We start from the raw sequence: 13974 nt of genomic DNA on the forward strand, positions 1-13974 counted from the left end.
AACCCACGGTTGGCCCAACTATGCGAGCAAATGCCGCCGTTCTGTCGAATGATGACGATCACCGGCGGCCTGTCCTCAGTGGGCTCCCGGAGCCTATCGCAACTGGTCTACACCAGTTGCAACGAGACGCGGACCCGGCTTGTTCCGGGCAGGGAGGTCGCCGATGAGTACGGACAGCGCCGCGGCGCGGCCACAGAAGTCCCTGTGGGGCGGGCTCTTCCAGGGGCTGCAGAAGATGGGGCGCAGCCTCCAGCTCCCCATCGCCGTGCTGCCGGCCGCCGGCATCATCAACCGGCTCGGCCAGCCGGACGTCTTCGGCGCGGACGGTCTCGGCTGGGACAAGGTCGCCGCGGTGATGGCGGGCGCCGGTGGCGCGCTCCTCGACGGCAACCTCGGTCTTCCGCTGCTCTTCTGCGTCGGCGTCGCCATCGGCATGGCGAAGAAGTCCGACGGCTCGACCGCGCTCGCGGCCGTCGTCGGCTTCCTCGTCTACTACACGGTCCTCCGCCAGTTCCCGAAGGACTGCCCCTCGGGTACGAAGGACATCGCCGGCGCCTGCCTGGCGCCCGGGGACGTCTACGCCGCCTACACGTACCAGAACCCGGGGGTCTTCGGCGGCATCGTCATGGGCCTGCTCACCGCGTACCTGTGGCAGCGGTACCACCGGACGAAGCTGGTCGACTGGCTGGGCTTCTTCAACGGCCGCCGTCTGGTCCCGATCATCATGACGTTCGTGGCGATCGCGTTCGCCTCGCTCTGCCTGTGGGTCTGGCCGCCGATCGGTCAGGGTCTGGAGAACTTCAGCGACTGGCTGGTCGGACTCGGCTCGTGGGGTTCGGGCATCTTCGGCCTGGCGAACCGGGCACTGCTCGTCATCGGCCTGCACCAGTTCCTGAACGTGCCCATCTGGTTCCAGTTCGGCACGTACGAGAAGCCGGACGGCACGACGGTCCACGGCGACATCCCCATGTTCCTCGCGGGCGACCCGAACGCCGGCCAGTTCCTGACGGGCTTCTTCCCGATCATGATGTTCGCGCTTCCGGCGGCCGCACTGGCGATCACCCACTGCGCCAAGCCGCACCGGCGCAAGGAGGTCGGCGGCCTGATGCTGTCGGTCGCACTGACCTCGTTCGTCACCGGCATCACCGAGCCGATCGAGTACTCGTTCCTCTTCATCGCCCCGCTGCTCTACGCGATCCACGCCGTGCTCACGGGTGTGTCGATGGCCGTGACCTGGGCGTTCGGAGTGAAGGACGGCTTCAGCTTCTCGGCCGGCCTGATCGACTACGTGATCAACTGGGGCCTCGCGACGAAGCCGTGGCTGATCATTCCCATCGGTCTCGCGTTCGCGGTCGTGTACTACGCGATCTTCCGGTTCGCGATCACCAGGTTCAACCTCCAGACGCCCGGCCGCGAGCCGGACGAGGTCGGGGACGAGATGGAGCGGGAGAACGTCAAGTGAGGCGGCGCGACAACGTCACGTAGCGCTGCGGCCACCCTGCACAGCCTGACCGTTTCGGGGCTTTCGCCCCTCCCGTAAGACCCGCGAAAGGCCCCTGGACCTGACGGTCCGGGGGCCTTATGTCGTGCATTTCCAGCTATGGCTGAGCACACAAAATTCGCAGGTTCCTTATCTAAGTCTCACGTGCTACAACTGGTCTACACCACTCATTGGTGTAGACCACGCGGTCCAGACCACCGCGTTCCACGAGACGTCGCCGTCCCCCCTTTTCACTGTCCTCTGGCGGCGCCTTGCCTTACTGGAGGAAGTTGATGAGTACGGCCACCGCCCAGGCCGCCGCTCCCGCGAAGAAGCGCGGATCCGGCCTGTTCCAGGGCCTGCAGAAGGTCGGTCGCAGCCTGCAGCTGCCGATCGCCGTTCTGCCGGCCGCGGGTATCTTGCTCCGTCTCGGCCAGCCCGACGTCTTCGGCGCCGACGGCCTCGGCTGGGGCAAGGTCGCCACGGTCTTCGCCTCCGCCGGAGACGCGGTCTTCGCCAACATGCCGCTGCTGTTCTGCGTCGGCATCGCGATCGGCTTCGCCAAGAAGGCCGACGGCTCCACCGCCCTCGCCGCCCTTGTCGGCTTCCTCGTCTACTCGAGCGTCCTGAAGGCGTTCCCGGTCAGCGAGGCCGTCGTCAACACGACCGCGAACAAGGGTGTCGACGTCGCCGCGACGTACAACGACCCCAAGGTCTTCGGCGGCATCATCATGGGTCTGCTCGGCGCCGTCGTCTGGCAGCGGTTCCACCGCACCAAGCTGGTCGACTGGCTCGGCTTCTTCAACGGCCGCCGTCTCGTCCCGATCCTCATGGCCTTCGTCGGCACCATCATGGGTGTTCTCTTCGGTCTCCTCTGGGAGCCCGTCGGCAACCTGATCACCGACTTCGGCAACTGGATGACCAGCCTCGGCGCCCTCGGCTCCGGCATCTTCGGCGCCATCAACCGCGGTCTGCTCCCGGTCGGCATGCACCAGTTCGTGAACACCGTCGCCTGGCAGGAGATCGGCACCTTCACCGACTCCACCGGTGCCGTCTGGCACGGCGACCTGCCGCGCTTCTTCCACGGTGACCCGTCCGCCGGTCAGTTCATGTCCGGCTTCTTCCCGATCATGATGTTCGCGCTCCCGGCCGTCGCCCTCGCGATCACCCACGCCGCCCGCCCCGAGCGCCGCAAGGTCGTCGGCGGCATGATGTTCTCGCTCGCCCTGACCTCCTTCGTCACGGGCATCACCGAGCCCATCGAGTTCGCGTTCATGTTCCTGGCGCCCCTGCTGTACGTGATCCACGCGGTGCTCACCGCGGCCTCGATGGTCATCACCTCGGCCCTCGGCGTGCACCACGGCTTCACCTTCTCCGCGGGCGCTCTGGACTACTTCCTGAACTGGACGTACGCCTCCAAGCCCTGGCTGATCATCCCGATCGGTCTCGTCTTCGCGGCGATCTACTACGTGGTCTTCCGCTTCGCGATCACCAAGTTCAACCTCGCCACCCCGGGCCGCGAGCCCGAGGCCGAGATCGAGGACCTCACCAAGGCGTGAGCCTCACCCCGCAGCACGGAAGGGCCCCGGAACCGCAAGGTTCCGGGGCCCTTCCCGTTGTCGGAGGACGGCCTCAGATCTCGTAGACCGCGCCCGGCCTCGCCAGCTCGGACGGGCCCGAGTACACCCGGCGCGCGTCCGCCAGGTTCTGCTCGCCGTCCGTCCACGGCGGGATGTGGGTGAGGACGAGCCGGCCCGCCGACGAGCGGGCGGCCTCCGCCCCCGCCTCCCGGCCGTTGAGGTGGAGGGCCGGGATGTCCTCCTTGCCGTGGGTGAAGGAGGCCTCGCAGAGGAAGAGGTCCGTGCCCTCGGCGAGCTTGTGCAGTGACTCGCAGACCCCGGTGTCCCCGGAGTACGTGAGCGAGCGGCCGTTGTGCTCGACCCGGATGCCGTACGCCTCGACCGGATGGCACACCTTCTCCGTACGGACGGAGAACGGGCCGATCTCGAAGGCCTCCGACTTCAGGGTGCGGAAGTCGAAGACCTCGCTCATCGAGGTGGGGGACGGGGTGTCCGCGTACGCCGTGGTCAGGCGCTGCTCGGCGCCCTCCGGCGCGTAGACGGGGATCGCGTCGCAGCGGCCGCCCTCGTGCCGGTAGTAGCGGGCGACGAAGTACCCGCACATGTCGATGCAGTGGTCGGCGTGCAGATGGCTGAGGAAGATCGCGTCGAGGTCGTACAGACCGATGTGTCGCTGCAGCTCGCCCAGGGCGCCGTTGCCCATGTCGAGGAGCAGCCGGAAGCCGTCGGCCTCGACGAGGTAGCTCGAACAGGCCGAATCCGCGGACGGGAACGACCCGGAGCAGCCGACGACGGTGAGCTTCATGGAGCGGGAACCTCCGTGGACGGATACGGAAAGCGCGCTGAGGAAGGGGGAGGCTGTGCGGTCTGTCGAGCGTAAGGCGCTCCAGGGCCTGTCGCTCCTTCGTGGTGGCCCGTTGTGGGCGAACTCACGGGCTCTGTCACCGGTTCGGATGGATGGCGGGCCGTTGCGGCGGAGTGAGCCGCGCGCCGGTACCGTCTTGAGGTATGGACACGTCGTGGTGGCCCGCGCTGGTCGCGGTCGTGGTGATCGCGCTGGTCGTGGCGCTCGCCGACGGGTGGCGGCGGTCGTCGCGCCGCTCGTCGGGGCGTTCGTCCGGACGCCCGGCGGGACGGACCCGGCCGCCGACCCGGCCGCCCGGTCGGCCCACCGGGCCGCGGAAGGCTCCGTCGCGGTTGCCGCACGCCGCCGAGATCTGGTGGGCGGACGTGCCCTTCGAGGACGGTCCGGGTTCGAAGGACCGGCCCTGTCTGGTGCTGTCGGTACGGGGGAACAGCGCGCTCGTCGCCAAGATCACCAGCAAGTACCACGACGAGCGGCCGGGTGTGATCGCGCTGCCGCCGGGTGCGGTGGGTGACGCGCAGGGGCGGCCGAGCTTCCTGGAGACGGATGAGCTGCGCGAGGTGCCGGTGTCGGATTTCCGGCGGAAAGCGGGGATGGCGGACCCGGTCGTCTGGGACCAGGTCCGCCATCTCGCGCGCTAGGGCCTGTCTGACCATTGGCGTCGGCCCCCGACGGGAATGGTCAGACAGGCCCTGGGGTGCGCGGCCGGGTGGTGCGGGTTCCGGCAGCGGGGGCGAGGGCCTACGCCCAGAGCTGGCCCTGGACCGCCGCGATCGCCTCTTCCGTGGTGGCCGCCGTGTAGAGGCCGGTCGAGAGGTACTTCCAGCCGCCGTCGGCGACGACGAAGGCGATGTCCGCGCTCTCGCCCGCCTTCACCGCCTTGTTGCCGACGCCGATGGCCGCGTGCAGTGCCGCGCCCGTGGAGACGCCCGCGAAGATGCCCTCCTGCTGGAGGAGTTCGCGGGTGCGGGTGACCGCGTCGGCGGAGCCCACGGAGAAGCGGGTGGTGAGGACGGAGGCGTCGTACAGCTCCGGTACGAAGCCCTCGTCGAGGTTCCGGAGGCCGTAGACGAGGTCGTCGTAGCGCGGCTCGGCGGCGACGATCTTGACGTCGGGCTTGTGCTCGCGCAGGTAGCGGCCGACGCCCATCAGGGTGCCGGTGGTGCCGAGGCCGGCCACGAAGTGGGTGATGGACGGCAGGTCGGCGAGGATCTCGGGGCCTGTGGTGGCGTAGTGGGCGCCCGCGTTGTCGGGGTTGCCGTACTGGTAGAGCATCACCCAGGACGGGTTCTCGGCGGCGAGTTCCTTGGCGACGCGTACCGCCGTGTTCGATCCGCCCGCCGCGGGGGACGAGATGATCTCCGCGCCCCACATGGCGAGCAGCTGGCGGCGCTCCTCGCTGGTGTTCTCGGGCATGACGCAGACGATGCGGTAGCCCTTGAGCTTGGCGGCCATGGCGAGGGAGATGCCGGTGTTGCCGCTGGTCGGCTCCAGGATGGTGCAGCCGGGGGTGAGGCGGCCGTCCTTCTCCGCCTGCTCGACCATGTGGAGCGCGGGGCGGTCCTTGACCGAGCCGGTCGGGTTGCGGTCCTCCAGCTTCGCCCAGATGCGGACGTCGTCCGAGGGCGAGAGCCGGGGGAGGCGGACGAGCGGCGTGTTGCCGACCGCCGCCAGCGAGGAGTCGTAGCGCATGTGGATCAGACCATGCCACCGGCGACGGCCGGCAGGATCGTGACGTTGTCGCCGTCGGTGAGCTTGGTGTCGATGCCGTCGAGGAAGCGGACGTCCTCGTCGTTGAGGTAGACGTTGACGAAGCGGCGGAGCTTGCCGTCGTCGACGATGCGGGCCTCGATCCCGGTGTGGCGGGACTCCAGGTCGGCGAAGAGCTCGGCGAGGGTGCCACCGCTGCCCTCGACGGCCTTCTGGCCGTCGGTGTAGGTGCGGAGGATGGTCGGGATGCGGACCTCGATGGCCATGGCGTGGGCTCCTGTCGGAAGTGGCGTGATGGGCGCGCTGCTGGGGCCCCCGCGCGGAGGGGGGTCGTACGTAAGTGCGCTCGGCCGGTCGCTCAGAGCACAGCGCGGGACGGACAGATCGCGCTGGCGAGGCGGCACAGGTCGACGTGCAGGCGCGCCACGAGCAGCACTGTGCCCGGAGTCTCTTCGCTCACGTCGTGGGAAACCATGGGCTCATCGTATCGATTCCCGGTCCGGGTTTCGGAATGTGATCTCACATGGTGGATGGTTCCTGCCCGCCTGCCGGACGGTGCTGGTAGAGGACGGTCGGGCTGCCGGTCCTCGGATGCGGGATGACCTCGGCGTCCACCCCGTAGACCGCCTCCAGGAGGGCGGGGGTGAGGACCTCGCGGGGAGTGCCGCCGGTGACGAGCCTTCCTTGCTCCAGGACGTAGATCCGGTCGCAGTACGCCCCCGCCAGGTTGAGGTCGTGGAGGGCGAGCAGGTTGGTGGTGCCCAGGGTGCGGACGAGGGCGAGGACGTCGAGCTGGTGGCGGATGTCCAGGTGGTTGGTGGGTTCGTCGAGGACGAGCAGGGCCGGGTCCTGGACGAGGGCGCGGGCGACGAGGGCGCGCTGGCGTTCGCCGCCGGAGAGCGTGGGGTACGGGCGGTCGGCGAGGTCCGCGAGGCCGACCCGGGCGAGGGCGTCCTCGGTGCGCTCCCGGTCGGCGCCGGTGTCTCCCTCCCAGAACCGTTTGTGCGGGGAGCGGCCGAGGGCGACGAGTTCGCCGACGGTGAGTTCGAACTCGACGGCGCTGTCCTGGGGGACGGTGGCGACGCGGCGGGCGCGGGCCTTGGGGCCGAGGGCGTGGAGGTCGTCGCCGTCGAGGAGGGCCTGCCCGGCGGTGGGGGCGAGGGTGCCGTAGACGCAGCGCAGGAGGGTGGTCTTGCCGCTGCCGTTGGGGCCGATGAGGCCGACGGTCTCGCCGGGGTGGACGGTGAGGTCGACGGAGCGGAGCCTGTTCTCGTACGAGAGGCCCCGCAGGCGCAGTTCGGTCACAGGGCCGCTCCTTCCGGGCCCGGACGGCGGCGCATCAGCCAGAGGAAGAACGGGCCGCCGGTGAGCGCGGTGAGGACGCCGACGGGGATGTCCTGGGGTGCGGCGACGGTCCGGGCGCCGAGGTCAGCGAGGACGAGGGCGAGCGCTCCGCCGAGCGCGGCGACGGGGAGGAGCCGGCGGTGCGGGGCGCCGACGGCGAGCCGGGCGGCGTGCGGGGCCATCAGGCCGACGAAGCCGACGGCTCCGCTGGCGGCGACCATGACGGCGGTGACGAGGGAGGCGAGGACGAAGACGGCGGCGCGGAAGCGGGCGGTGTCGAGGCCGAGGACGGTGGCTTCCTCCTCGCCGACGAGGAGCAGGTCGAGCGGGCGGGCGAGGGTGAGGAGGACGCCGACGCCGAGGGCCAGGACGGCGGCGGGCAGGGCCAGGGTGTCCCAGCGGGCGCTGCCGAGGCCGCCGAGGGACCAGTACATGGCCTCCTGGAACTGTTCGGGGCGTCCTGCGACGACCAGGAGCAGGGTGGCGAGCGCGGACAGGATGTAGGAGACGGCGACCCCGGCGAGCACGAGCCGGGTGCTGGTCAGGGTGCCGCCGCGGCGCGCGAGCCCGTAGACGAGGACGAGGGAGAGCAGGGCGCCCACGAAGGCCCCGGCGGGCAGGGCGAGGGTGGTGGTCACTCCTCCCACCAGGCCGGCTCCGCCGCCGACGACCAGGACGAGGACGGCTCCGGCGGAGGCGCCGGAGGAGATCCCGAGGAGGAAGGGGTCGGCGAGCCGATTGCGGACGAGGGCCTGGAGGACGGCGCCGACGACGGCGAGTCCGGCGCCGACGACCGCGCCGAGCAGGACCCGGGGCAGCCGTACGTCGAGGACGATCGTCCGGTACGGGGAGGGCCCGGCCCGCCCGGTGAGGGCGTCGAGGACCTGGCCGGGCGGGATGCGGACGGAGCCGAGGGCGAGCGAGGCGGTCGCGGCGGCGGCGAGGGCGAGGATCAGTCCGGCGACGACCAGGACGTACCGGAGGGGGCGCGCGGGGGCCGGGGCCCGGACGGGGGTCCGGGTCCCGGTCTCGCGGAGGGCCACGCTCATCGGGTCGGGTGGAGCTGGGCGGCCAGCTTGTCGACGGCGGCGGGGACGCGGACGCCGAGGACGGTGTCGGAGAGCGGCATGACGGCGAACCGGCGGTTCCTGATCGCGGGGACGTCCTTCAGCGCCGGGTCGTCGAGGAGCCGCTTCTTCTTCTGTTCGACGGTGGTGGTGCCGTAGTCGTAGATGACGACGACCTCGGGCTTGCGGGCGACGACCTGTTCCCAGGTGGCGTCGCCGAAGGACTTGTCGAGGTCGGCGAAGACGTTGCGGCCGCCGGCGCGGGTGATGAGCTCGTTGCCGATGCCCTTCCCGCCGGCGGTGAAGGCGGTCTTGTCGCCGCTGTCGTAGACGAAGACGGAGACGGGTGCGGCGCCCTTGAGGCGCTTCGTGGCGGTGGCGACGGTGGCCTTCGCCTCCCGGACCCACTTCGCGGACCGGTCGGCGACGCCGAACGTCCGCCCGACCTCGTCGACTTCGCGGTAGAGGTCGTCTACGGAGGTCGAACCGGACGGGCAGTACTCGGTGTTGAGGCGGGTGTCGATCCCCGCGCGCTTCAGGTCGTCGCGGCTGCGGCCGTCCTTCTCGGCGAAGGCGGAGGAGTATCCGCCGTACACGAAGTCGGGGTTCGCGGCGAGCAGGGCCTCCTTGGAGGGGTACTCCTTCGCGAGGACGGGGACGGAGTCGTACGCCTTCTTGTACGCGGGGAGGATGGCGTCGTCGAGGTAGGCGGTGCCGACGAGGGACTTCTCCAGGCCGAGGGCGAGCATGACCTCGGTGACGTGCTGGTTCATGGTGACCGCGCGCTGCGGCGGGGCCTGGTACGTCGTCTTCACACCGCAGTTGGAGACGGTGTACGGGAATCCCGGGGCGGCCTTCGCGGCGGGGGCCGGCTTCTCGGGGGCCGTGGAGCAGGCGGCGAGCAGCGGGAGCAGGGCGGCGACGGGCAGCAGGGTACGGCGGGGCCAGGTCATGGCGGAGTGCCTCCTCCGGGGATTTCCACGTCCCCGATCGGTGGTGAAGAGGCGGCAGGTCAGTTCCTGGCTCCCAGCTCCCGGAGGCGCTGGTCACAGTGGCGGGACCGTGCCGGATTCGCACCGGCTTCCTGGGTCCTGCCGCCTGGGGGTGTCCTGTCGGTCGGGGCGAGCCCGGCCTGACCGACGAGACACTCCCTTGGTCCCGGCCAGTGTCTCAGGCGTCGTACTCCTCGACGACCTTGACCTCTTCCTCCGTCACGACGCCCTCGACGATGGTGAAGGAGCGGAACTGGAAGGGGCCCGCGCCGTCGCTGTCGGCGGTGGAGACCAGGACGTAGTGGGCCTGGGGCTCGTTCGCGTACGAGATGTCCGTGCGGGACGGGTAGGCCTCGGTCGCGGTGTGCGAGTGGTAGACGATGACGGGCTCCTCGTCCCGGTCGTCCATCTCGCGGTAGAGCTTGAGCAGGTCCGCGGAGTCGAACTCGTAGAACGTGGGCGAGCGGGCGGCGTTGAGCATCGGGATGAAGCGCTCGGGGCGCCCGGTGCCGGCCGGACCCGCGACCACGCCGCAGGCCTCGTCGGGGTGGTCCGCGCGGGAGTGCTCCACGATCTGGTCGTACAGGGCCCGGGTGATGGTCAGCATGCCGACAGGATAAGCGGACGGGCCGTCCCGTACCGGGGAGTGGTACGGAACGGCCCGAATGCCGAGACGATCGAGGTCAGGGCCGCTTGGGGACGACCTGCGGCGACCGCTCGCGGAGACCTGTCAGGACCGCTTGGCGAAGGCCGCGCCCTCGGGGTTGCGGGACTTCAGGACCAGGTAGGAGACGCCGAGGATCAGACCCCAGGCCGGGGCGGCGTACAGCGAGACCCGCGCGCCCTCGTCGATGCCCATCATCACGATGACCATGATGATGAAGGCGAGCGCGAACCAGCTGGCGTACGGGGCGCCCGGGGCCTTGAAGGTCGACTCGGGGAGCTCGCCGCGGTTGGCCTTGGCCCGGTAGCGGATCTGGCAGACCAGGATCATGATCCAGGCCCACATGCCGGAGATGGTGGCGAAGGAGACCACGTACTCGAAGGCCTTGCCCGGGGCGACGTAGTTGATCCAGACACCGACGAGCATCAGCGAGGCCGAGAAGGTCAGGCCGAGAAGCGGGGTGCCGCTCTTGGTGAGCTTGGTGAAGACCTTCGGGCCCTGGCCGTTGAGCGCGAGGTCGCGCAGCATGCGGCCGGTGGAGTACATCCCCGAGTTGCAGGAGGACAGGGCGGCGGTCAGCACCACGAAGTTGATGATGGCGGCGCCGGCGCCGAGGCCCATCTTCTCGAAGGCGGCGACGAACGGGGAGACGCCCGGCTTGAACTCGGTCCACGGGACGACCGAAAGGATCATGATCAGCGCGCCGACGTAGAAGACGGCGATGCGCCACGGCACGGCGTTGATGGCCTTGGGCAGGACGGTCTTCGGGTCCTTGGACTCGCCGGCGGTGACGCCGACCAGCTCGACGGCGAGGAAGGCGAACATGACGATCTGCAGGGTCATCAGCGTGTTGCCGATGCCGGTGGGGAAGAAGCCGCCCTGGTCCCACAGGTGGGTCACGGAGGCGGTGTCGCCGGCGTCGGAGAAGCCGATGGTGAGGATGCCGGCGCAGATCAGGATCATGCCGATGATCGCGGTGACCTTGACCATGGAGAACCAGAACTCCAGCTCACCGAAGAGCTTCACGGAGATCAGGTTGGCGCCGTAGAGGACGAACGTGAAGACCAGCGCGGAGATCCACTGCGGGATGTCCCACCAGTACGTCATATAGGTGGCCGCGGCGGTGACTTCGGTGATGCCGGTGACGACCCAGAAGAGCCAGTACGTCCAGCCGGTCACGAAGCCCCAGAACGGGCCGACGAACTCCCGTGCGTACTCCGCGAAGGAGCCGGACACGGGGCGGTACATGAGGAGCTCGCCCAGGGCGCGCATGATGAAGAAGATGACCAGGCCCGCGATGGCGTACGCGAGGATCAGGCTGGGCCCCGCCTTGGCGATGGCCTTGCCGGCGCCGAGGAAGAGGCCGGTGCCGATGGCACCGCCGATCGCGATCATCTGGATCTGCCGGGAGCCGAGGCCACGCTGGTAGCCCTCGCCGCCGTCCACGGCCCCGTCGGTGCCGTCGTGCTGCTTGTCGACCTGCACAGAGGTCATGGTGGTGCGCCTTTCTCCATGCTGATCCGCGCGACTGCGAGTGCGTCTGCCGCGGATCAGATCCTGATCCCCCCGGATGTGGATGGAGTGCTACCGGCGATCAGCCGGCCAAAGCGCCCTCGGGAACAGGGGTGGCGTCCCCGAGCGGTCGTGAAGATTTATCACGGGGCAGGACGCGATCGAGGGAGTTGCGTGTGGCGCACGTCACGAAAAGTGCCAGGCGAATGGGGCGCAAGACGGCAAAGCGGACGCTCTGATAACGCATTCGTTATCCGGATTTGAGCGTCCGCTGAGCGAACATCCCGCGAAGAAGGGGTGCCGCGAAAGGCGTCCCGGGCGAGCCGGGTTACGGCATCAGGGTCTCGACGAGGGATTCCTGGAGCGCCCCCAGCCAGAGGTACGCCATCACCATCGGCTTGCGCGGGTCGGAGTCCGGCAGCCGGTACAGCTGCTCGCCCTCCTCGTCCTCGACCTCCAGGCGGGTCCCGATGGTCAGCCGGAGGTCGTTGAGCGCGCCGAGCCAGGCCCTGGACTCGTCCGGGGTCAGCTTCAGGACCGCGCCGCCCTCGCCCGCCGCGTCGGCGGAGAGCGCGTCCAGGGCGCGCACCACGACGAGGGCGTCCTCGCGCTTGCGGGCCCGCAGGTCGTTCTCGGTGTAACGGCGGAAGTCGGAGGCGGCCGCGCGCAGTTCCTCGCTGTCGTCCCCGTACGCGTCGGGGAAGAGGCGCTTGAGCGCGGGGTCGGACGGCGGCTTGCTCGGCCCCTCGGCGAAGAGCGCTGCCAGCGGGTCGGCGTCCTTGGCGGGCTCCTCGCCCGGTCCGATCAGCTCCATGAGCTGGACGGCGAGGGAGCGGAGGATGGAGATCTCGACGTCGTCGAGGGCGACGGCGGCGCCGCCGCCGGGCAGGTTCTCGAAGCGGCCGGCCATCAGCCGCGGTCCTGGGTGAGGGTCGCCCAGAGGCCGTAGCCGTGCATGGCCTGCACGTCGCGCTCCATCTCCTCGCGGGTTCCGCTGGAGACCACCGCGCGGCCCTTGTGGTGCACGTCGAGCATCAGTTTGTGCGCCTTGTCCTTGGAGTAGCCGAAGTACGCCTGGAAGACGTAGGTCACGTAGCTCATCAGGTTGACCGGATCGTTGTGCACGAGGGTCACCCAGGGCACGTCCGGTTCGACGACCGCGGAGACCTCCTCGGCCGATTCCGTACGTTCGATCTCAATAGGCGCGACGCTCACTCACCCCATGCTGCCACCCCGGGGCCCCCGTCGCACAAACGGGTCACCCCCCTACCCGTGGACGGACCACCCGCTCGGCCCATGATCCGGCGCGAGCCTCCACCCCTATTCGTCACTTTGACGATTTCTGCGCTAGCATCGCTGACATGAACGCTGCGGACCTTGGGCTGCCGGTGGACGTGCCGTCGACCGCGCTCTTCACCGATCAGTACGAACTGACCATGCTCCAGGCGGCCCTCCGGGGTGGCACCGCCGACCGTCGCTCGGTCTTCGAGGTCTTCACCCGGCGACTGCCCGAGGGCAGGCGCTACGGCGTCCTCGCGGGCGTCGGCCGGGTCCTGGACGCCGTCGAGAACTTCCGGTTCGACCCCGCCGTCCTGGGCTTCCTGCGCGAGCGGAACATCGTCGACGAGCCGACCCTCGAATGGCTGGCCCGCTACCGCTTCTCCGGCGACATCTGGGGCTACCCCGAGGGCGAGGTGTACTTCCCCGGCTCGCCCGTCCTGCGCGTCGAGGGCTCCTTCGCCGAGTGCGTGCTCCTGGAGACGGTGATCCTCTCCATCCTCAACCACGACTCGGCCATCGCCGCCGCGGCCTCCCGCATGTCGGCCGCGGCCGGCGGGCGCCGCCTGATCGAGATGGGCGCCCGGCGCACCCACGAGCTGGCGGCCGTCGCCGCCTCCCGCGCCGCCTACGTCGGCGGCTTCGACTCCACCTCGGACCTCGCCGCCGGCTTCCGCTACGGCATCCCGACCGTCGGCACCTCCGCCCACGCCTTCACCCTCCTCCACGACAGCGAGCGGGACGCCTTCCAGGCCCAGGTCGAGTCCCTCGGACGGGGTACGACCCTGCTCGTCGACACCTACGACGTGGCCGAGGCCGTCCGTACCGCGGTCGAGGTCGCGGGGCCCGAGCTGGGGGCCGTCCGGATCGACTCCGGCGACCTGCTGCTCGTCGCCCACCGGGTACGGCAGCAGCTCGACGAGCTGGGCGCGCGGGACACGAAGATCGTCGTCACCTCGGACCTCGACGAGTACGCCATCGCCTCCCTCGCGGCGGCCCCGGTCGACGCGTACGGGGTGGGCACGCAGCTGGTCACCGGCAGCGGTCACCCGACCTGCTCCATGGTCTACAAGCTGGTCGCACGGGCCTCCTCCGCCGACCTCAAGGCGCCGCTCACCCCGGTCGCCAAGAAGTCGCTCGGCGGAAAGGCCTCGGTCGGCGGGCGCAAGTGGGCGGCGCGCCGGCCCGACGCGTACGGGGTCGCCGAGGCGGAGGTCCTGGGCACCGGCCCGGTCCCGCCGGAGCTCGCCGACCACCAGCTGCTGGTCGAGCTGGTCAAGGGCGGTGACGTGGTGGCCCGGGAGCCCCTGGAGGCCGCGAGGTCCCGGCACATCGCGGCCCGCGCGGGGCTGCCGATGTCGGCGATCCAGCTCTCCCGGGGCGAGCCCGTGCTGCCGACGGAGTACCTGTAGAGCCCACGCAGACCGTGGGGCCCACGGAGACCGGACCCGCCCCCTCCCGGTGGGCGGGCTGAGTCTCTAG

The 13974-nt window shown here is 70.1% G+C and carries 15 protein-coding genes and 1 riboswitch; of the genes, 4 read left to right on the forward strand and 11 right to left on the reverse strand.

Features of this window, described 5'->3' with window-relative positions:
• Window positions 1–163 precede the first annotated feature (163 nt).
• Together OG514_RS07995 and OG514_RS08000 are read left to right on the forward strand one after the other, a co-directional pair.
• Complete coding sequence (locus OG514_RS07995) at window positions 164–1462, forward strand: PTS transporter subunit EIIC (RefSeq protein ID WP_266892310.1); 1299 nt, start codon at window positions 164–166, stop codon at window positions 1460–1462.
• Between the two features lie 311 nt (window positions 1463–1773).
• Window positions 1774–3039, forward strand: coding sequence for a PTS transporter subunit EIIC (locus OG514_RS08000; RefSeq protein ID WP_266892312.1), 1266 nt, complete (start codon window positions 1774–1776; stop codon window positions 3037–3039).
• A 73-nt stretch (window positions 3040–3112) separates the two neighbouring features.
• Here OG514_RS08000 and OG514_RS08005 read toward each other — a convergent pair whose 3' ends face one another.
• A complete protein-coding gene (locus OG514_RS08005; RefSeq protein WP_266892314.1) occupies window positions 3113–3865 on the reverse strand; it encodes an MBL fold metallo-hydrolase in 753 nt (250 codons plus the stop codon).
• Between the two features lie 203 nt (window positions 3866–4068).
• Here OG514_RS08005 and OG514_RS08010 point away from each other — a divergent pair, with 203 nt between their 5' ends.
• Window positions 4069–4566 (forward strand): type II toxin-antitoxin system PemK/MazF family toxin, encoded by a 498-nt coding sequence (locus OG514_RS08010; protein WP_266892316.1) that lies wholly within the window; start codon window positions 4069–4071, stop codon window positions 4564–4566.
• Between the two features lie 100 nt (window positions 4567–4666).
• Here OG514_RS08010 and OG514_RS08015 read toward each other — a convergent pair whose 3' ends face one another.
• The 10 genes from OG514_RS08015 to clpS all read right to left on the reverse strand — a co-directional run bounded on the left by OG514_RS08015 (window position 4667) and on the right by clpS (window position 12429).
• On the reverse strand, window positions 4667–5617 hold the full coding sequence (locus OG514_RS08015; RefSeq protein WP_266892318.1) for a PLP-dependent cysteine synthase family protein: 951 nt from the start codon (window positions 5615–5617) through the stop codon (window positions 4667–4669).
• 5 nt (window positions 5618–5622) lie between these two features.
• Window positions 5623–5901, reverse strand: coding sequence for a MoaD/ThiS family protein (locus tag OG514_RS08020; protein ID WP_266892320.1), 279 nt, complete (start codon window positions 5899–5901; stop codon window positions 5623–5625).
• A gap of 92 nt (window positions 5902–5993) precedes the next feature.
• Window positions 5994–6110, reverse strand: a complete 117-nt coding sequence (locus tag OG514_RS39340) for a putative leader peptide (RefSeq protein WP_323181497.1) — start codon at window positions 6108–6110, stop codon at window positions 5994–5996.
• A 44-nt stretch (window positions 6111–6154) separates the two neighbouring features.
• Window positions 6155–6940 (reverse strand): ABC transporter ATP-binding protein, encoded by a 786-nt coding sequence (locus OG514_RS08025; RefSeq protein ID WP_266892322.1) that lies wholly within the window; start codon window positions 6938–6940, stop codon window positions 6155–6157.
• Window positions 6937–8028: an iron ABC transporter permease gene (locus OG514_RS08030; RefSeq protein ID WP_266892324.1), complete on the reverse strand. Its 1092-nt coding sequence runs from the start codon at window positions 8026–8028 to the stop codon at window positions 6937–6939. The genes OG514_RS08025 and OG514_RS08030 overlap by 4 nt, the downstream gene beginning before the upstream one ends.
• On the reverse strand, window positions 8025–8999 hold the full coding sequence (locus OG514_RS08035) for an ABC transporter substrate-binding protein (protein WP_266892326.1): 975 nt from the start codon (window positions 8997–8999) through the stop codon (window positions 8025–8027). The genes OG514_RS08030 and OG514_RS08035 overlap by 4 nt, the downstream gene beginning before the upstream one ends.
• Before the next feature lie 35 nt (window positions 9000–9034).
• Window positions 9035–9160, reverse strand: a riboswitch (cobalamin riboswitch).
• Window positions 9161–9216: 56 nt separating this feature from the next.
• On the reverse strand, window positions 9217–9645 hold the full coding sequence (locus OG514_RS08040) for a M67 family metallopeptidase (protein ID WP_266892328.1): 429 nt from the start codon (window positions 9643–9645) through the stop codon (window positions 9217–9219).
• Between the two features lie 123 nt (window positions 9646–9768).
• A complete protein-coding gene (locus OG514_RS08045; RefSeq protein ID WP_266892330.1) occupies window positions 9769–11196 on the reverse strand; it encodes an amino acid permease in 1428 nt (475 codons plus the stop codon).
• A 346-nt stretch (window positions 11197–11542) separates the two neighbouring features.
• Window positions 11543–12124, reverse strand: coding sequence for a DUF2017 domain-containing protein (locus OG514_RS08050; RefSeq protein WP_266892332.1), 582 nt, complete (start codon window positions 12122–12124; stop codon window positions 11543–11545).
• Window positions 12124–12429: an ATP-dependent Clp protease adapter ClpS gene (clpS, locus tag OG514_RS08055; protein WP_030222252.1), complete on the reverse strand. Its 306-nt coding sequence runs from the start codon at window positions 12427–12429 to the stop codon at window positions 12124–12126. The genes OG514_RS08050 and clpS overlap by 1 nt, the downstream gene beginning before the upstream one ends.
• Before the next feature lie 146 nt (window positions 12430–12575).
• Between clpS and OG514_RS08060 the strand changes: the two genes are divergently transcribed.
• Window positions 12576–13904: a nicotinate phosphoribosyltransferase gene (locus OG514_RS08060; RefSeq protein ID WP_266892336.1), complete on the forward strand. Its 1329-nt coding sequence runs from the start codon at window positions 12576–12578 to the stop codon at window positions 13902–13904.
• Window positions 13905–13974 lie beyond the last annotated feature (70 nt).

The sequence above is a fragment of the Streptomyces sp. NBC_00572 genome (genome assembly GCF_026341815.1).
GTDB lineage: Bacteria > Actinomycetota > Actinomycetes > Streptomycetales > Streptomycetaceae > Streptomyces.